General features: G+C 67.6%; 13 protein-coding genes and 3 rRNA genes. 6 read left to right on the plus strand and 10 right to left on the minus strand.

Annotated features, from left to right (window positions below):
• Positions 1-407: 407 nt before the first annotated feature.
• The 3 genes from OHU34_RS25335 to rrf all read left to right on the plus strand — a co-directional run bounded on the left by OHU34_RS25335 (position 408) and on the right by rrf (position 5,583).
• Positions 408-1,933: ribosomal RNA gene (locus OHU34_RS25335) — 16S ribosomal RNA — on the plus strand.
• A 320-nt stretch (positions 1,934-2,253) separates the two neighbouring features.
• Positions 2,254-5,376, plus strand: a 23S ribosomal RNA gene (locus tag OHU34_RS25340).
• Between the two features lie 90 nt (positions 5,377-5,466).
• Positions 5,467-5,583: ribosomal RNA gene (rrf, locus tag OHU34_RS25345) — 5S ribosomal RNA — on the plus strand.
• Together the 16S, 23S and 5S rRNA genes form the textbook arrangement of a ribosomal RNA operon.
• A 100-nt stretch (positions 5,584-5,683) precedes the next feature.
• Here rrf and OHU34_RS25350 read toward each other — a convergent pair.
• From OHU34_RS25350 to OHU34_RS25370, 5 genes are read right to left on the minus strand one after another with little or no spacing between them, the layout of a single operon-like run.
• Complete coding sequence (locus OHU34_RS25350; protein ID WP_230195549.1) at positions 5,684-6,994, minus strand: DUF58 domain-containing protein; 1,311 nt, start codon at positions 6,992-6,994, stop codon at positions 5,684-5,686.
• Positions 6,994-7,983: a MoxR family ATPase gene (locus OHU34_RS25355; protein ID WP_142267870.1), complete on the minus strand. Its 990-nt coding sequence runs from the start codon at positions 7,981-7,983 to the stop codon at positions 6,994-6,996. The genes OHU34_RS25350 and OHU34_RS25355 overlap by 1 nt, the downstream gene beginning before the upstream one ends.
• Positions 7,983-9,179 (minus strand): DUF4350 domain-containing protein, encoded by a 1,197-nt coding sequence (locus OHU34_RS25360; protein ID WP_142264620.1) that lies wholly within the window; start codon positions 9,177-9,179, stop codon positions 7,983-7,985. The genes OHU34_RS25355 and OHU34_RS25360 overlap by 1 nt, the downstream gene beginning before the upstream one ends.
• Complete coding sequence (locus tag OHU34_RS25365) at positions 9,176-10,024, minus strand: DUF4129 domain-containing protein (RefSeq protein ID WP_372481741.1); 849 nt, start codon at positions 10,022-10,024, stop codon at positions 9,176-9,178. Before OHU34_RS25365 ends, OHU34_RS25360 begins: the two co-directional genes overlap by 4 nt.
• Before the next feature lie 4 nt (positions 10,025-10,028).
• Entirely contained in the window at positions 10,029-11,426 is a 1,398-nt protein-coding gene (locus OHU34_RS25370; RefSeq protein WP_405768442.1) for a glycerophosphoryl diester phosphodiesterase membrane domain-containing protein, read from the minus strand.
• Positions 11,427-11,566: 140 nt separating this feature from the next.
• Between OHU34_RS25370 and mtnA the strand changes: the two genes are divergently transcribed.
• On the plus strand, positions 11,567-12,718 hold the full coding sequence (gene mtnA, locus OHU34_RS25375) for an S-methyl-5-thioribose-1-phosphate isomerase (RefSeq protein ID WP_054240285.1): 1,152 nt from the start codon (positions 11,567-11,569) through the stop codon (positions 12,716-12,718).
• Between the two features lie 102 nt (positions 12,719-12,820).
• Here mtnA and OHU34_RS25380 read toward each other — a convergent pair whose 3' ends face one another.
• The 4 genes from OHU34_RS25380 to OHU34_RS25395 all read right to left on the minus strand — a co-directional run bounded on the left by OHU34_RS25380 (position 12,821) and on the right by OHU34_RS25395 (position 15,445).
• A complete protein-coding gene (locus OHU34_RS25380) occupies positions 12,821-13,687 on the minus strand; it encodes a GNAT family N-acetyltransferase (RefSeq protein ID WP_405768445.1) in 867 nt (288 codons plus the stop codon).
• A gap of 499 nt (positions 13,688-14,186) precedes the next feature.
• Positions 14,187-14,846 carry an MSMEG_1061 family FMN-dependent PPOX-type flavoprotein gene (locus tag OHU34_RS25385; protein ID WP_230195554.1) on the minus strand — a complete coding sequence of 220 codons (660 nt, stop codon included), beginning with the start codon at positions 14,844-14,846 and terminating at the stop codon, positions 14,187-14,189.
• Between the two features lie 93 nt (positions 14,847-14,939).
• The gene (locus OHU34_RS25390) at positions 14,940-15,146 is read right to left on the minus strand and encodes a hypothetical protein (protein ID WP_142264616.1); all 207 of its coding nucleotides are present in this window, start codon (positions 15,144-15,146) and stop codon (positions 14,940-14,942) included.
• 65 nt (positions 15,147-15,211) lie between these two features.
• A complete protein-coding gene (locus OHU34_RS25395) occupies positions 15,212-15,445 on the minus strand; it encodes a hypothetical protein (RefSeq protein ID WP_142264615.1) in 234 nt (77 codons plus the stop codon).
• On the opposite strand from OHU34_RS25395, the gene OHU34_RS25400 reads away from it, so the two are divergent.
• Complete coding sequence (locus OHU34_RS25400; RefSeq protein WP_142264614.1) at positions 15,444-15,824, plus strand: potassium channel family protein; 381 nt, start codon at positions 15,444-15,446, stop codon at positions 15,822-15,824. The genes OHU34_RS25395 and OHU34_RS25400 overlap by 2 nt on opposite strands.
• 75 nt (positions 15,825-15,899) lie before the next feature.
• Here OHU34_RS25400 and OHU34_RS25405 read toward each other — a convergent pair whose 3' ends face one another.
• Positions 15,900-16,238 carry a carboxymuconolactone decarboxylase family protein gene (locus OHU34_RS25405; protein WP_054240282.1) on the minus strand — a complete coding sequence of 113 codons (339 nt, stop codon included), beginning with the start codon at positions 16,236-16,238 and terminating at the stop codon, positions 15,900-15,902.
• Between the two features lie 451 nt (positions 16,239-16,689).
• Here OHU34_RS25405 and mtrA point away from each other — a divergent pair, with 451 nt between their 5' ends.
• Entirely contained in the window at positions 16,690-17,379 is a 690-nt protein-coding gene (gene mtrA / locus OHU34_RS25410) for a two-component system response regulator MtrA (protein WP_187281934.1), read from the plus strand.

Here is a 17,379-nt window from a genome sequence, read left to right on the forward strand (position 1 = left end):
CCCCCGATAAGTCGGAAAACGAATGGCCGGTCAGAACGGCCAGGAACTTCTGATAAAGTCGGAACCGCCGGAAAGGAAACCGCGAAACAAAAGCGGGAACCTGGAAAGCACCGAGGAAATCGGGTCGAGGAAAGATCTGATAGAGTCGGAAACGCAAGACCGAAGGGAAGCGCCCGGAGGAAAGCCTGAGAGAGTCTCTCGGGTGAGTACAAAGGAAGCGTCCGTTCCTTGAGAACTCAACAGCGTGCCAAAAATCAACGCCAGATATGTTGATACCCCGTCCCCGGCAGTGATAGCCGAGGATGAGGTTCCTTTGAAACAAAACACAGCGAGGATGCTGTGAACGGCCGGGCTTATTCCGCCTGGCTGTTCCGCTCTCGTGGTGTCGGCCGGATTACCGGTAAACATTCACGGAGAGTTTGATCCTGGCTCAGGACGAACGCTGGCGGCGTGCTTAACACATGCAAGTCGAACGATGAACCACTTCGGTGGGGATTAGTGGCGAACGGGTGAGTAACACGTGGGCAATCTGCCCTTCACTCTGGGACAAGCCCTGGAAACGGGGTCTAATACCGGATAATACTTCCACTCGCATGGGTGGGGGTTAAAAGCTCCGGCGGTGAAGGATGAGCCCGCGGCCTATCAGCTTGTTGGTGAGGTAATGGCTCACCAAGGCGACGACGGGTAGCCGGCCTGAGAGGGCGACCGGCCACACTGGGACTGAGACACGGCCCAGACTCCTACGGGAGGCAGCAGTGGGGAATATTGCACAATGGGCGAAAGCCTGATGCAGCGACGCCGCGTGAGGGATGACGGCCTTCGGGTTGTAAACCTCTTTCAGCAGGGAAGAAGCGAAAGTGACGGTACCTGCAGAAGAAGCGCCGGCTAACTACGTGCCAGCAGCCGCGGTAATACGTAGGGCGCAAGCGTTGTCCGGAATTATTGGGCGTAAAGAGCTCGTAGGCGGTCTGTCGCGTCGGATGTGAAAGCCCGGGGCTTAACCCCGGGTCTGCATTCGATACGGGCAGACTAGAGTGTGGTAGGGGAGATCGGAATTCCTGGTGTAGCGGTGAAATGCGCAGATATCAGGAGGAACACCGGTGGCGAAGGCGGATCTCTGGGCCATTACTGACGCTGAGGAGCGAAAGCGTGGGGAGCGAACAGGATTAGATACCCTGGTAGTCCACGCCGTAAACGGTGGGAACTAGGTGTTGGCGACATTCCACGTCGTCGGTGCCGCAGCTAACGCATTAAGTTCCCCGCCTGGGGAGTACGGCCGCAAGGCTAAAACTCAAAGGAATTGACGGGGGCCCGCACAAGCAGCGGAGCATGTGGCTTAATTCGACGCAACGCGAAGAACCTTACCAAGGCTTGACATACACCGGAAACGTCTGGAGACAGGCGCCCCCTTGTGGTCGGTGTACAGGTGGTGCATGGCTGTCGTCAGCTCGTGTCGTGAGATGTTGGGTTAAGTCCCGCAACGAGCGCAACCCTTGTTCTGTGTTGCCAGCATGCCCTTCGGGGTGATGGGGACTCACAGGAGACTGCCGGGGTCAACTCGGAGGAAGGTGGGGACGACGTCAAGTCATCATGCCCCTTATGTCTTGGGCTGCACACGTGCTACAATGGCCGGTACAAAGAGCTGCGAAACCGTGAGGTGGAGCGAATCTCAAAAAGCCGGTCTCAGTTCGGATTGGGGTCTGCAACTCGACCCCATGAAGTCGGAGTTGCTAGTAATCGCAGATCAGCATTGCTGCGGTGAATACGTTCCCGGGCCTTGTACACACCGCCCGTCACGTCACGAAAGTCGGTAACACCCGAAGCCGGTGGCCCAACCCCTTGTGGGAGGGAGCTGTCGAAGGTGGGACTGGCGATTGGGACGAAGTCGTAACAAGGTAGCCGTACCGGAAGGTGCGGCTGGATCACCTCCTTTCTAAGGAGCACTTCTAAGCCTGTCCCTTCGGGGGCCGGTTCAGAGGCCAGTACATCGGCGTACGTCCGATGCTGGTTGCTCATGGGTGGAACGTTGATTATTCGGCATTCTCAGTCATCTCGGGCTGCAAGTACTGTTCTTCGGAGCGTGGAAAGCTGATCACGAGTGGCGAGGGTGCCGGGCACGCTGTTGGGTATCTGAGGGTATGGCCGTATGGCTGCCTTCAGTGCCGGCCCCAGTGCACTCGGATCCGTTAAGGGTTCGGGGTGATGGGTGGCTGGTCGTTGTTTGAGAACTGCACAGTGGACGCGAGCATCTGTGGCCAAGTTTTTAAGGGCGCACGGTGGATGCCTTGGCACCAGGAACCGATGAAGGACGTGGGAGGCCACGATAGTCCCCGGGGAGTCGTCAACCAGGCTTTGATCCGGGGGTTTCCGAATGGGGAAACCCGGCAGTCGTCATGGGCTGTCACCCGCTGCTGAACACATAGGCAGTGTGGAGGGAACGCGGGGAAGTGAAACATCTCAGTACCCGCAGGAAGAGAAAACAACCGTGATTCCGGGAGTAGTGGCGAGCGAAACCGGATGAGGCCAAACCGTATACGTGTGAGACCCGGCAGGGGTTGCGTGTACGGGGTTGTGGGATCTCTCTTTCACAGTCTGCCGGCTGTGAGACGAGTCAGAAACCGTTGATGTAGGCGAAGGACATGCGAAAGGTCCGGCGTAGAGGGTAAGACCCCCGTAGTCGAAACGTCAACGGCTCGTTTGAGAGACACCCAAGTAGCACGGGGCCCGAGAAATCCCGTGTGAATCTGGCGGGACCACCCGCTAAGCCTAAATATTCCCTGGTGACCGATAGCGGATAGTACCGTGAGGGAATGGTGAAAAGTACCGCGGGAGCGGAGTGAAATAGTACCTGAAACCGTGTGCCTACAAGCCGTGGGAGCGTCGCGCATTGAGTTTACTCAATGCGTCGTGACTGCGTGCCTTTTGAAGAATGAGCCTGCGAGTTTGCGGTGTGTTGCGAGGTTAACCCGAGTGGGGAAGCCGTAGCGAAAGCGAGTCCGAATAGGGCGTTTCAGTAGCACGCTCAAGACCCGAAGCGGAGTGATCTAGCCATGGGCAGGTTGAAGCGGAGGTAAGACTTCGTGGAGGACCGAACCCACCAGGGTTGAAAACCTGGGGGATGACCTGTGGTTAGGGGTGAAAGGCCAATCAAACTCCGTGATAGCTGGTTCTCCCCGAAATGCATTTAGGTGCAGCGTCGTGTGTTTCTTGCCGGAGGTAGAGCACTGGATAGGCGATGGGCCCTACCGGGTTACTGACCTTAGCCAAACTCCGAATGCCGGTAAGTGAGAGCGCGGCAGTGAGACTGTGGGGGATAAGCTCCATGGTCGAGAGGGAAACAGCCCAGAGCATCGACTAAGGCCCCTAAGCGTACGCTAAGTGGGAAAGGATGTGGAGTCGCACAGACAACCAGGAGGTTGGCTTAGAAGCAGCCACCCTTGAAAGAGTGCGTAATAGCTCACTGGTCTAGTGATTCCGCGCCGACAATGTAGCGGGGCTCAAGCGTACCGCCGAAGTCGTGTCATTGCAGCTATAGGGCCAACGCCCGCTGTGATGGGTAGGGGAGCGTCGTGTGCCGGGTGAAGCAGCCGCGGAAGCGAGTTGTGGACGGTTCACGAGTGAGAATGCAGGCATGAGTAGCGATACACACGTGAGAAACGTGTGCGCCGATTGACTAAGGGTTCCTGGGTCAAGCTGATCTGCCCAGGGTAAGTCGGGACCTAAGGCGAGGCCGACAGGCGTAGTCGATGGATAACCGGTTGATATTCCGGTACCCGCTGTGAAGCGTCAAACATCGAACCAGGCGATGCTAAGTCCGTGAAGCCGTTCCGGACCCTTCGGGGAAAGGAAAGTGGTGGAGCCGACGAACCAGACTTGCAGTAGGTGAGTGATGGGGTGACGCAGGAAGGTAGTCCATCCCGGGCGGTGGTTGTCCCGGGGTAAGGGTGTAGGACGGTGTGTAGGCAAATCCGCACGCCATATAGTCTGAGACCTGATGCCGAGCCGATTGTGGCGAAGTGGATGATCCTATGCTGTCGAGAAAAGCCTCTAGCGAGTTTCATGGCGGCCCGTACCCTAAACCGACTCAGGTGGTCAGGTAGAGAATACCGAGGCGTTCGGGTGAACTATGGTTAAGGAACTCGGCAAAATGCCCCCGTAACTTCGGGAGAAGGGGGGCCACGTCTGGTGAGAGCACTTGCTGCTCGAGCTGGGGGTGGCCGCAGAGACCAGCGAGAAGCGACTGTTTACTAAAAACACAGGTCCGTGCGAAGCCGTAAGGCGATGTATACGGACTGACGCCTGCCCGGTGCTGGAACGTTAAGGGGACCGGTTAGTCACAATTCGTTGTGGCGAAGCTGAGAACTTAAGCGCCAGTAAACGGCGGTGGTAACTATAACCATCCTAAGGTAGCGAAATTCCTTGTCGGGTAAGTTCCGACCTGCACGAATGGCGTAACGACTTCTCGACTGTCTCAACCATAGGCCCGGTGAAATTGCACTACGAGTAAAGATGCTCGTTTCGCGCAGCAGGACGGAAAGACCCCGGGACCTTTACTACAGTTTGATATTGGTGTTCGGTTCGGCTTGTGTAGGATAGGTGGGAGACTTTGAAACGTGGACGCCAGTTCACGGTGAGTCGTCGTTGAAATACCACTCTGGTCGTGCTGGATGTCTAACCTGGGTCCGTGATCCGGATCAGGGACAGTGTCTGATGGGTAGTTTAACTGGGGCGGTTGCCTCCTAAAGAGTAACGGAGGCGCCCAAAGGTTCCCTCAGCCTGGTTGGCAATCAGGTGTTGAGTGTAAGTGCACAAGGGAGCTTGACTGTGAGACCGACGGGTCGAGCAGGGACGAAAGTCGGGACTAGTGATCCGGCGGTGGCTTGTGGAAGCGCCGTCGCTCAACGGATAAAAGGTACCCCGGGGATAACAGGCTGATCTTCCCCAAGAGTCCATATCGACGGGATGGTTTGGCACCTCGATGTCGGCTCGTCGCATCCTGGGGCTGGAGTCGGTCCCAAGGGTTGGGCTGTTCGCCCATTAAAGCGGTACGCGAGCTGGGTTTAGAACGTCGTGAGACAGTTCGGTCCCTATCCGCTGCGCGCGCAGGAATATTGAGAAGGGCTGTCCCTAGTACGAGAGGACCGGGACGGACGAACCTCTGGTGTGCCAGTTGTTCTGCCAAGGGCATGGCTGGTTGGCTACGTTCGGGAGGGATAACCGCTGAAAGCATCTAAGCGGGAAGCCTGCTTCGAGATGAGTATTCCCACCCCCTTGAGGGGTTAAGGCTCCCAGTAGACGACTGGGTTGATAGGCCGGATGTGGAAGCCCAGTAATGGGTGAAGCTGACTGGTACTAATAGGCCGAGGGCTTGTCCTCAGTTGCTCGCGTCCACTGTGTTGGTTCTGAAACCACGAACAGCCCCATGCCATGGTCACGGTATGGTGCGGCTGGACAGTTTCATAGTGTTTCGGTGGTCATAGCGTGAGGGAAACGCCCGGTTACATTCCGAACCCGGAAGCTAAGCCTTACAGCGCCGATGGTACTGCAGGGGGGACCCTGTGGGAGAGTAGGACACCGCCGAACAAATATTACGGGAAACCCCCGCACCTCACGGTGCGGGGGTTTCTGCGTTTGGGACATGATGCGTTTTAGCGGGCTCTCTTTTAAGAGAGCCCTTTTGTTTTTAAAGGCGGCCCGCTGCCTTTAGTGCCAGGTATGCGTCCGCGAGTGCGGGGGCCAGTCGGTCCGGTGTTGCGTCGACGACGGTGACGCCGTGCCGACGGAGTTGGTCGGCTGTGCGATGACGTTCTGTCTGGGCCTGGGCTGCCGCCGCCGCCTCGTACACCGCCTCGGCGTTGCCGCGGGAAGCGGCCATTCGGGCGATGTGAGGGTCGGCGACCGATGCGACCAGGACCGTATGGCGCTGGGTGAGCTGCGGGAGGACGGGGAGGAGGCCCTCCTCGACCGGGGCGGCGTCCAGCGTGGTCATGAGGACGATGAGGGAGCGTCGGGGCGTCGTACGGAGGGCTGTGGCGGTGAGGCCACGGGCATTCGTCTCGACGAGTTCGGGTTCGAGGGTGGCCATGGCGTTGACCAGGGACGGGAGGACGTCGCGCGCTGTTCGGCCCTGGACCAGGGCGCGTACTCGGCGGTCGTAGGCGAGGAGGTCGACTCGGTCGCCGGCGCGGGATGCGAGCGCGGCGAGGAGCAGTGCCGCGTCCATGGAGGCGTCGAGGCGGGGAGCGTCGCCGACACGGCCTGCGGAGGTGCGGCCGGTGTCCAGGACGAGGAGGATGTGGCGGTCGCGCTCGGGGCGCCAGGTGCGGACCGCGACCGACGAGTGGCGGGCTGTGGCGCGCCAGTCGATGGAGCGGGTGTCGTCGCCGGGAACGTATTCGCGCAGGCTGTCGAATTCCGTGCCTTCGCCGCGGGTGAGGACGCTGGTGCGGCCGTCCAGTTCGCGTAGGCGGGCCAGTTTCGACGGGAGGTGCTTGCGGCTGGTGAACGCAGGGAGGACGCGTACCGTCCAGGGGACCTTGTGGGTGCCTTGGCGGGAGAAGAGACCGAGGGGGCCGTAGGAGCGGATCGTGATGCGGTCGGTCTGGTGGTCGCCGCGGCGGGTGGGGCGCAGGCGGGTGGTGAGGCGGCGGCGTTCGCCGGGCGGGACCGTCAGGTGGTGGCGGGATGCCTCCGTCTCGGTTCCTGGTTGCCAGCTGCTGGGGGGCCAGGCGTCGCGGAGGTGGGCGCGCAGGGGGCGCCGGGACGGGTTGGTGACGGTGAGGGTGATGTCCGCCGGGTCGCCGAGGCGGGCGGAGGTGTCGCCGGAGCGGGTCAGACCCAGTCGGCGTACCGGGGCGGCCAGGGCGAAGTCGCAGGCGCAGGCCAGGGCCAGGGGGGCGTTGACGGCGAGGATGCCCGCCCAGCCGGCGTCCCAGATGCCGACGGGGAGGGAACCGAGAGCCGCGAGGAGTGCGGTGCGTCCGGTGAGGGCCATCAGCGGGGTACGGGGACGTGGGTGAGGATCGCGTTGATGACGGAGTCGGCCGTCACGCCTTCCATCTCGGCTTCCGGGCGGAGCTGCACGCGGTGGCGGAGGGTGGGGAGGGCGAGGGCTTTGACGTCGTCGGGGATGACGTAGTCGCGGCCGGTGAGCCAGGCCCATGCGCGGGCGGTGGCGAGGAGGGCGGTCGCGCCCCGGGGGGAGACGCCCAGGGTGAGGGAGGGGGATTCTCGGGTGGCGCGGCAGATGTCGACGACGTAGGCCGTGATCTCGGGGGAGATCGTCGTCTTGGCGACGGCGGCGCGGGCCGCTTCGAGGTCGGCCGGTCCTGCGACGGGGCGTACGCCGGCGGCGTGCAGGTCGCGCGGGTTGAAGCCGTCGGCGTGGCGGGTGAGGACGTCGATCTCCTCCTGGCGGGAGGGGAGCGGGATCGTCAGTTTGAGGAGGAAGCGGTCCAGTTGGGCTTCGGGCAGGGGGTAGGTGCCCTCGTACTCGACGGGGTTCTGGGTCGCCGCCACCAGGAACGGGTCGGGGAGCAGGCGCGGGGTGCCGTCGACCGTGACCTGGCGTTCCTCCATGGCCTCGAGGAGGGAGGACTGGGTTTTCGGCGGGGTGCGGTTGATCTCGTCTGCGAGGAGGAGGTTGGTGAAGACCGGGCCGGGCTGGAAGGAGAACTCGGCGGTGCGGGTGTCGTAGACGAGAGAGCCGGTGATGTCGCTGGGCATGAGGTCGGGGGTGAACTGGACGCGCTTGGTGTCGAGTTCGAGCGCGGAGGCGAGGGCGCGGACGAGCAATGTCTTGGCCACTCCGGGGACTCCTTCGAGGAGAACGTGTCCGCGGCAGAGGAGGGCGACGACAAGGCCTGTCACGGCGGGGTCCTGGCCGACCACGGCCTTGGAGATCTCGGCCCGCAGGGCCTCCAGGGAGGCGCGGGCGCGGCCCGGGTCCCCGGTGTTCCCGGCGCTGTCAGTGGTCGGGTCCATCATGGACGGCGTACCTCTCTTTCGAGGGCGTCGAGTTGGTCGGCGAGCGCGATCAGGGCCGCGTCGTCGCCTGGCGGTGGGCCGAAGAGGAGGGAGTGCAGGGACTGTCCGTCGCCGTGGAGGTGGGCGGACAGGGCGGGGACGAGTGCCTCTGGCGCGTGCGCCTGGGTGACGGCGACGCCCAGGAGAGGGGCGAGGCGGGTGCGGGTGGTGGAGCGAAGAGCGGCGGCCGCGCGGTCGCGGGCGTTGGCTTTGCGGTAGAGGCGGGCGCGGCCTTCGACGGTTTCGGAGGCGCGGATCGCCACGGGGAGTTTCTCGGGCACGAGGGGGCCGAGTCGGCGTGCCCGCCAGAGGGCGGCGAGGACTGCCGCGAAGAACAGCTGGAGTGTGCCCCAGAGCCAGCCGCCGGGGAGCAGGTCGAAGAAGCTCTTTTCGTCGTCCTGGTCGGTGGCTGAGGTGTCGGAGAGCGAGGGGAGGTACCAGACCAGATGGTTGTGGGAGCCGAGGAGTTGGAGGGCGAGCGAGGCGTTGCCCTCTTCGTCGAGGCGGTTGTTGTAGAAGATGTCGGGCGCGCCGAGGACCACGGTGTCGCCGTCGCCGGAGGTGTCCGGGATGCGCAGCAGGGTGGCCAGGCGTTCGCTGGGGTAGCACTTGTCGGCGTCGAGATGGCGGGTGGTGTAGCGGATGCCGCCGGTCTGCGCGGTGCCGGCGCGGCGGGCGGCGGGCAGCGTGCAGTCGGGGGAGAGCGCGGAGCCGCGGCTGTTGGCGGGGTCCGCGGTCACGCCGGGGGCGAGGGTTCCCACGGACCAGCCGCTGGGGGCGACGAGGACGGTACGGCCGCCCGAGCCGGCGATCGCCGAGTGCAGGTCTTGCTGTTGACGTTCCGTCAGGAGGTCCGGGGCGGCGACCAGGAGCGTGGTGTCGGGGCGCGCCGCGGCGCGGGCCTCGGCCAGGGTGGTGACGACGCGGGTGGACACACCGCGGTCGGCGAGGAGTTCGGCTGTCGCGCGGCTGCCGTAGGGGTCGGCGGAGCGTGGGTCGAGGGCGCCGTGGCGGGCGTCGGACTGGAGCGCGGCGAGGGTGACTGCCCCTGCCAGGAGCAGCACGAGCGCGAGCGTGACGCCTCGCGCGCGGGTCCACAGCCGCAGGGCGGTGGGCGAGGCCGAGGTGGACGGGAGCGTGGCCTCGGTCGTCATTCGGCGGCTCCCCGGCGGGCGGTGTGGGCCGCGGTGTGGGTGGTGCTCGCCGTCAGCCGGGGCTTGGTGCGTTCCAGGTCGAGGTCGAGTTCGGCCATGCGCCCGTACGACTGCTGGGTGGCGTGGCGGCCGCCGTATGTCACGTCGTCGAAGTCGCGGGCGGCGGCGCGAAGTCGGTCGGTGTGGGCGGGCAGGGTGCGGCCGGCGTCGGCGGCGGCCTCGTCGGCCGTGCGGCCGGGGCGGGTGTCGAGGAGGGCGCGTTCCTCGAGGGAGCGGACGACGGCGCGCATGCGTTCCTGGACGGCCTGGTTCCAGTGGCCCTGGGCGGCGTGTGCCTCGGCGGCCGCGCGGTGTTCGGCGGCGCTGCGGGGACGGTCGTCGAAGAGGGCGGAGGCGGTTGTGGGTCGGCGTCGAGGGGAGCCCAGGCGCCACCACAGGGCGCCCACGACGGCTGCCAGGGCCAGGAGGACGACGACCAGGCCGAGCGTGCCGCCGGGGGTGGCGGTCGAGGCGGTGTCGAACAGGTCGCCGATCCAGTCCCAGAGGGTGTCCAGGGCGCGCTGGAACAGGCTGGGGTCGTTCTGGTGGTACAGGTCCTTGGACAGTTCACGGCGTGCCGCCTCCCGCGCGGGGTCGCGCGGGACGGTGAGGGGCGGCTGGTCGTCCGAGCGGGCGGACAGGGACAGCACGGCGCTGTCCCCCGCCCGCAGCAGGGCTGCCACGGCCCTGTCGGCGACGCCGGGCAGGGCCGCCGGGGCGGTGTCGTCGATGCCGGGCAGCGGTACCGCCGCGGGCAGGGTGCCCGGGAGCGGTACCGCTGTGAGAACTCCCCCCGCCAGGCTCACCGCATCAACTCCCCGAGGTCGTGCCGGCGGAGGGGGTGCCGTAGTCCTGGAGGCCCGCGGCGCGGGCCAGGTCGAGGTCGAGGGCCTCGCGGCGGATGCGCTGGTCGACGTAGAGGAGCACGGTGACGCCCGCCGAGATCGGGAAGGTGATCATGGAGCCGATGACCGAACCGATGCCGCTGATGATCAGGTAGGTCCAGCCGTAGTCGCTGCTCGCGTCGACCATGCCGCTGATGCCCCCGTCGCTCACGGCGGCGCCGAGGAGGGCGAACGGGACGACGACGATCGTCGCGACGACGTTCGCGATGATCAGGGCGAGCACCTGGATGCCGAAGACCCGCCACCAGGAGCCGCGGGTGAGCTTCGCGGAACGGCCGAGCGCCTTCTTGATGCTCTGCTTCTCCAGCATCAGCGCGGGCGAGGCGAGGGAGAGGCGGATCAGCAGCCACAGCACCAGGACGATCGAACCGAGGATGCCGAAGGCCTTGAGTGCGGCCCCCGCGTCGGAGTTTCCGGCGGCGCTCACGAGGATGCCCGGCAGCAGGCATACGAGGACGATGGCGACGGCGATCAGCATCAGCAGGAAGATCAGGCCGAACAGCTTGAGCACCTGGGGGCGGGCGTCGCGCCAGGCCTCGCCGAGGGTGACCGGTTTGCCGAGCACCGCCCGGCTGGTGACGGCGGTGAGCAGGGCGGTCGCCGTGATGGTGCCGATGAGGGTGATGACGAGGACGGGGCCGGAGGCGCGCATGGCGTCGCCCATGGCGCTGAGCTGCTCGTCGGCGGTGGCGCTCGCGTCGCCGAGCGCGTTCGTGTCCGTGGCGGCGTCCAGGATGAGGCCCTGCAACAGGACGACGAAGACCTGGGTGATGACGGCGACGGTCAGCGAGATGCCCAGGACCGTGCGCCAGTAGGTGCGCATCGTGGCGACGGCGCCGTCGAGGATCTCGCCCACCGCGAGCGGGCGCAGCGGGATCACACCGGGCTTCGCCGCGGGCGGGGGGCCGCCCCAGCCGGCACCCCAGCCGCCGGGAGCGCCGTAACCGCCGTAGCCGCCCCGTCCGGGGCCCGCGGGGCCGCCGCCGGGGTATGTGCCGCCGGGTCCGGCGGGCGGGTAGGTGCCCCAGCCGGGTCCTGGCGGCGGAGGCGGTGGGGGCGGCGGGGTCTGGCCCGCGTCGCGGCCCGGGTTCGGGGCGCCTGCGGGCGCGGACCACTGGCCGGGGCCGGGCGGCGGCTGTTCCTTGGACCACTTCGTGCCGGGGCCCTGCGGGTTCGCGTCCGGCTGGTCCGCGGGCTGGGCGCCGGCGGGGCGGTCCGTGGGCTCGGCGGGGTGGGACGCGCCGGGCTCCTGTCCGTCGGACGGGGCGGATCCGGGCGAGGCCCAGCCCGGAGTGTCTTTCATCGTCGCTCCTTCACGGTGCCCGTCCGCGGTCGCGGCGGCAGGTTGGGAGCCATCGTGCCATGGGGTGCTCATCGGTTGACCGGCCGCGGTATGGGCTGCACACCTTCAATTGTCCGCCGGATCGGGGGCAGACTGACCGCATGGCTGATCAGTACGCGCATTCCGGCGAGGACAAGCGGCCGGCCGAGATTCCTGCGATCCGTTGGGAGGAGCTGCCGGAAGGTCCCGTGCTGGTCCTTCTCGACCAGACGAGACTGCCGGCAGAGGAAGTCGAACTGGTGTGTACGGACGCGTCCGCGCTGGTCGAGGCGATCCGGTCGCTGGCCGTGCGCGGGGCGCCGTTGCTCGGGATCGCCGGGGCGTACGGTGTCGCGCTCGCCGCCGCGCGCGGGTTCGACGTGGACGAGGCCGCGAACGCGCTCGCGGGCGCCCGCCCCACCGCGGTGAACCTGTCGGTCGGTGTGCGCCGGGCCCGGGCCGCGTACCGGGCGGAACTCGCCGACGGCGGCGATCCGGCGCAGGGCGCGCAGGCCGCGCTGGCGGCCGCGCGGCAACTCCACCGGGAGGACGCCGAGGCCAGCGTCCGGATGGCCGGGCACGGGCTGACGCTCCTCGACGAGCTGCTGCCGGGCGGCGGGCATCGTGTCCTCACGCACTGCAACACCGGCGCGCTGGTGTCGGGCGGGGAGGGGACGGCGTTCGCGGTGGCGCTCGCGGCGCACCGGGTGGGCCGGCTTCGCCGGTTGTGGGTGGACGAGACGCGTCCGCTGCTCCAGGGGGCCCGCCTCACGGCTTACGAAGCGGCCCGCAACGGCATGGCGTACACCTTGCTGACCGACAACGCGGCGGGCTCGCTGTTCGCGGCGGGGGAGGTGGACGCGGTGCTGATCGGGGCTGATCGCATCGCGGCCGACGGGTCGGTGGCGAACAAGGTGGGGAGCTACCCGCTCGCGGTGCTGGCGCGGTACCACCATGTGCCGTTCATCGTGGTGGCGCCGGTGACGACGGTGGACCTGGAGACGCCGGACGGGGCGTCCATCGAGGTGGAGCAGCGCCCCGGGTTCGAGGTGACGGAGGCCATGGCGGCCCAGGCGCCGGTGACGGGAGCGGGTGGCGGGATTCCGGTGGCGCCGCTGGGGACCCAGGCGTACAACCCCGCGTTCGACGTGACGCCGCCCGAGCTGGTGACGGCGATCGTCACGGAGGAGGGCGTGGCCTCGCCGGTGACGGCCGACGCGCTTGCGGAACTGTGTGGCAGGGCGCGCCGGGGAGAGGCGGGGGCGGCTCTTTGATCGACTGTCGGTCGGCCGTCGGTCGGCTGTCGATCACCCGCCGGTCGGCCGTGGACCACCCGTCGGTCGGCCGTCGGCCCGCCGCCTGAGCCGGGCTCGGGTCTACGAGCGGGCGGGCTGGTCGGCGATCAGGAGGGTGGTGCCCGCCGGGCGGAAGCCGAGGCGGGCGTAGATGCGGGCGACGGTCTCCTCCGCGTAGGCGAGGAAGATCGTCTCGACGCCGTGGGCGCGGGCGTGGGCGACCAGGCCCGCTGTCACGGCGGCGGCCAGTCCCTGGCGGCGGGCGGAGGGAAGGGTGCCGACGCCGCCGATCTCCGTGGCGGCGGTTGCCGGGTGGTAGTGGCCGGTGGCCAGGGGGGTGCCGTCCGGGGCGAGGGCGGCGACGAGGGTCTTGTGCCCGGCGCGGATCGTGGCACGGACCGCGGCCACCGTGCCGTCCACGGTGAGGGCCTCGGCCAGCCTCGACAGCTCCGCCCGGTCCGCCGGGCCCGCCGCGAGGCCGGGCCGCGCCGTGGGGGGCTCCTTGGCGAAGGCCAGGTGCGGGAGGGCGAGGGCCGCGGGCAGGGCGGGGTCGTCCGCGGTCAGCGCGCGCAGTGTGACGCCGTCCGGCAGGGGCTGCGGAGGCAGCGGGTGCTGGGGCGGCAGGACCATCAGCGGCCGTCGCAGCACCGGGAGGCCGGCGGTCTCGATCCGGGCCCGCAGCGCGGGTGCCGACTCGGCCAGCCATTCGAAGGCTTCCGGCACACCGAGCTCACGCTGCCGGGCGCGCACCCGGGCGATGTCGGCGGCGCCCACGGGGGCCGCGCCGGTGGGCTGGGCGTGGCTCGGGCCGCCGTAGTACGGGGCGCCGGGCTCCTTCCGTACGAACAGGCGCAGGGGGCCGAAGTCCTCGGCGTCGGCGAACAGCAGGGGCACGGTGGCGTAGTACCGCTCGATGCGGTCGCACAGCGGGTCGCTCATGCGGCGCATCCCACCACTGGACGGGGTGGGGCCGCACGCAGATTTCCCGCGAGGACCGCTGCCGCTGTCGGCGACGGCGGCGGCAGTGGCGCCGGAGGGCGGGGGGCAGACAGTGACCGTCCCGTACGACCGTCGCCGCCGGCCGGTGACCCTGCTCACCTGCCACCCTGCTCAGCTGCCTTTCCTTCACCGTTGTGGCACCAAGCGGCGGTTCCCAGGCCCGCTGCGGCCTCCGGCTCCCGCGGGCGCCCGGCGCTCTGGTGCCGCGGTCGCTGGTCGTGGTCGCCCGCACGTGGACGAGCTCGGTCGCGTTCCGGGGCAGGTCGATGTCTTCGACGACGGCGGCCGTGAGAGCCGCTGAGAAGGCCCGCAGCGCCCGCTCGGCGGCATGGCCCCTTCGTCCTGTGCGCGCCTGTTCGGCCCCGCGCGGTTCCTTGGCGCCAGAGCTTGGGGCGGACCGGGCCGGGGGTTCGGGAGGCTGGTGGTTCAGCGATCGCAGGGCGGTCCGTTACTCGTACCGGTACTTCAGCGAGTCCGCCTCCGCCTGTTCGATGTCGGCGATCGTCAGCTCCGGCCTCCGCAGTTGGGCCAGCGTCACCTCGGCCGAGGCCGGCTGCGCGTCCGCCGACAGCCACTCCTTGGGCTTCCAGGCCCCGCTGCGCAGCAGCGACTTGGGGCAGTGCGGGTAGACCTCCTCGATCCCCACCACCAGCGCACTGGCCGGCGGCTTGCCCACGGCGGTCAGCTGCGACAGCAGCTCTGGGCGGGTGGAGACGCAGGCCCGGCCGTTCACCCTGAGCGTCGTGGTGCGCCCCGGAATGACGAACAGCAGCCCGGCCCGTCCGGTGGCGATGACGTTCTGCAGGGTGTCCAGACGCTTGTTGCCGGTCGCGTCCGGTATCGCCACCGTCCGTTCGTCCAGGACGGCGACGAACCCGGCGGGGCCGCCGCGCGGGGAGACGTCGCAGTTGCCCTCGGCATCCGCGCTGGCGACCAGGACCAACGATGAGCAGCCGATCAACCGCCGGGTCTGCCCGGTGAGTTCGGTCATCTGTTTCCGCACGGCCGCGTCACCGGGGAGTTCGTAGACCCGGCGCAACGCCTCCTGGTCGGGCACGGCGTCGAGGCGAAGCGAGTCGAAGGCACTGCCGGCAAGGGGGGTCGTCATGCCTTCGACCCTAGTGGGGCCGATCTGCGATCGATCTTGGTCGGTGAGTGTGGGCGCCGAGGGAGGGACGTAGGACTCCACAACCGTGATGCGTCAGTTGTTCGGCTCGGGGCCCCAGTGCTCGGGTCCGGCGCCACGCCAGTCGATCCAGGGTGAAGCCCTCACCTCGGTTGGGTCGATCTCCAGTCCTGCGCGACGGAGGAACTCCGCGACGTCGACGACGCTGTGCGCGACCCCGAGCATCTCGCCGTCCACGCGAACGCGACGGCCACCCGTGGGGGAGGGCGGATGCACGGTCACGCGGCTCGGTCCGGAAGTGTCGTCCCCAGGGTCGTCCGGGGCGTGCGGCCCTGCGTTCCTGTATGTCATCCGGTCAGCCGCCGGCGGACATCGGCTGCCGAGTCGCCCAGGTGCCGCAGTTCCCGCCACGCGGAGGGGCTGGGACGCCGTTGTTGCCAATAGGGGTGGTAGAGCACCTGAGCAGACAGTCGACGCAGACGCCGCCGCAGCTCGGTGCGACCGGGCCTGGCAGCGAGCTGGCGGTAGGTGGCGCTCCACTCCTGCTGTGCTTGGACGAGATCGTCGGGGAACGGTCGCATGGCGAAATTCAATCATGTGTTCGATTTTCTGCGCCAGTCGACACCACCGACGGCCGTGGGTTCAGGTGGCCCGCCCGTCCTGGGACGGTTCCGGAGCGATGAGGGCGGAGGGGGCCTGCTCTTGTTCGCGACGGCGTACTTCCCGATGGACCACAGCGCGTCGGACAGCTTCAGCGACCCGCTGTCGAGATCCGACGCGCTGTACTCCACGGTGACCGTGTTCAGCACGGTCGGTTTCGGCGACATCGGCCCGCGCAGCGAACCGCAGCCCGCGCAGCGAATCGGCCCGGCTGCCGGCCACGGGACAGATGACGACGCATCTGCTGCCGGTCGGCCTCGCGGTCCGGCTTTTGGTGTCGGCTGTCGAGCAGGGCAGTAGCCGCCGGGGCCCCCGGAAGCCGAGGGCCGCAGCGGCGGAACGACGGGCGCACCATGACCGCTGCGGGCTGAGCCTTCAGCTCCCGGCCTCGATCTCGGCCTCGATCTCCGCGTCGGCCACCGCGATGGCGATGCCGAGCGCTGTGGCGAGGTTGCCCGCTGCCGTCATCACACGGGCTGTGCCCACGATGGGGGCGATGGCGACCAGGACGTCTTGCAGTTGGGCGGCGGTGAGGTTGGCCCTGAGCGCGGGGTCGATGTGGGCGAGGTAGGAGATGGGGGGCGCGTCCGAGGCCGCGAGCGCAGCGATGCGCGTCAGGATGAGCGTGTCCGGGGGCAGACCGCATCGTTCGAGAGAGTCGACGGTCATGGCGGCGAGGGTGTCCAGGACCGGGGTGTCGGATGCTGTGGACATGCTGAATGGGCCTCCTTATGGCGTCTGGGACGCCGAGGGGGTGTGCGCGGCGGAGGCGGACGGAAACGGGCATCCGCGGGAGCCACGTCCTCGTTCAACCGTAGGAGCGTTCCGGGCGGCGCGCGCGTGGGGGCTCCCCGCCCGGCCGATGCCACCAGCCCGTTCGGGAGCCCGAGGCATTCCCTCGGCCCGCTCGGGGCCTGAGGCGTTCCCTCACTCGGCTCACTCCGGCCGCTCGGAGCCCGCGTCGTCACGCGACGGCCGCGAGGGATACCTCTGCGTCACGACGTCCGTGCGAAGGGTCGCCGCGAGTCAGCCTGTCCGGACAGGCTGACATCAGCGCTGACACCGACGTCGGAGGACCGGGGCAGACAGTGACCGCCCCGTACGACTATCGTCACTGGCCGGTGAGCCTTCTCACCTGCGCCGCCTTCACTGTTATGAGAATGGGATGATGTCGTTTATGAAGGGACGAGTCCTTGTCGTCGACGACGACACCGCACTGGCCGAGATGCTCGGCATTGTGCTGCGTGGTGAAGGTTTTGAGCCGTCTTTCGTGGCCGACGGTGACAAGGCGCTGGCCGCTTTCCGTGAGGCGAAGCCCGACCTGGTGCTGCTGGACCTGATGCTGCCCGGCCGGGACGGCATCGAGGTGTGCCGCCTGATCAGGGCGGAGTCCGGAGTGCCGATCGTGATGCTCACGGCGAAGAGCGACACCGTCGACGTCGTCGTCGGACTGGAGTCCGGCGCCGACGACTACATCGTGAAGCCGTTCAAGCCGAAGGAGCTGGTCGCCCGGATCCGGGCCCGGCTGCGGAGGTCCGAGGAGCCGGCGCCGGAACAGCTCGCCATCGGCGACCTCGTCATCGACGTGGCCGGTCACTCCGTGAAGCGGGAAGGCCAGTCGATCGCGCTGACGCCGCTGGAGTTCGACCTGCTGGTCGCACTGGCACGCAAACCCTGGCAGGTGTTCACCCGCGAGGTCCTCCTCGAGCAGGTGTGGGGCTACCGGCACGCCGCCGACACCCGCCTGGTGAACGTGCACGTACAGCGACTGCGCTCCAAGGTCGAGAAGGACCCGGAGCGGCCGGAGATCGTGGTGACCGTCCGTGGTGTCGGATACAAGGCAGGACCGAGCTGA

Source organism: Streptomyces sp. NBC_00080 (assembly GCF_045041255.1).
Classification (GTDB): domain Bacteria; phylum Actinomycetota; class Actinomycetes; order Streptomycetales; family Streptomycetaceae; genus Streptomyces; species Streptomyces coriariae.

Coding starts and splice junctions, on each gene's coding strand:
- OHU34_RS25350 (WP_230195549.1), bottom strand. CDS start 6,994: ATGGCCCTCACCGGACGCACCGCACTCCTCGCGGCTCTCGGTTCCCTC.
- OHU34_RS25355 (WP_142267870.1), bottom strand. CDS start 7,983: ATGGACCCGACCACTGACAGCGCCGGGAACACCGGGGACCCGGGCCGC.
- OHU34_RS25360 (WP_142264620.1), bottom strand. CDS start 9,179: ATGACGACCGAGGCCACGCTCCCGTCCACCTCGGCCTCGCCCACCGCC.
- OHU34_RS25370 (WP_405768442.1), bottom strand. CDS start 11,426: ATGAAAGACACTCCGGGCTGGGCCTCGCCCGGATCCGCCCCGTCCGAC.
- mtnA (WP_054240285.1), top strand. CDS start 11,567: ATGGCTGATCAGTACGCGCATTCCGGCGAGGACAAGCGGCCGGCCGAG.
- OHU34_RS25380 (WP_405768445.1), bottom strand. CDS start 13,687: ATGCGCCGCATGAGCGACCCGCTGTGCGACCGCATCGAGCGGTACTAC.
- OHU34_RS25385 (WP_230195554.1), bottom strand. CDS start 14,846: ATGACGACCCCCCTTGCCGGCAGTGCCTTCGACTCGCTTCGCCTCGAC.
- OHU34_RS25400 (WP_142264614.1), top strand. CDS start 15,444: ATGGCGAAATTCAATCATGTGTTCGATTTTCTGCGCCAGTCGACACCA.
- OHU34_RS25395 (WP_142264615.1), bottom strand. CDS start 15,445: ATGCGACCGTTCCCCGACGATCTCGTCCAAGCACAGCAGGAGTGGAGC.
- OHU34_RS25405 (WP_054240282.1), bottom strand. CDS start 16,238: ATGTCCACAGCATCCGACACCCCGGTCCTGGACACCCTCGCCGCCATG.
- mtrA (WP_187281934.1), top strand. CDS start 16,690: ATGATGTCGTTTATGAAGGGACGAGTCCTTGTCGTCGACGACGACACC.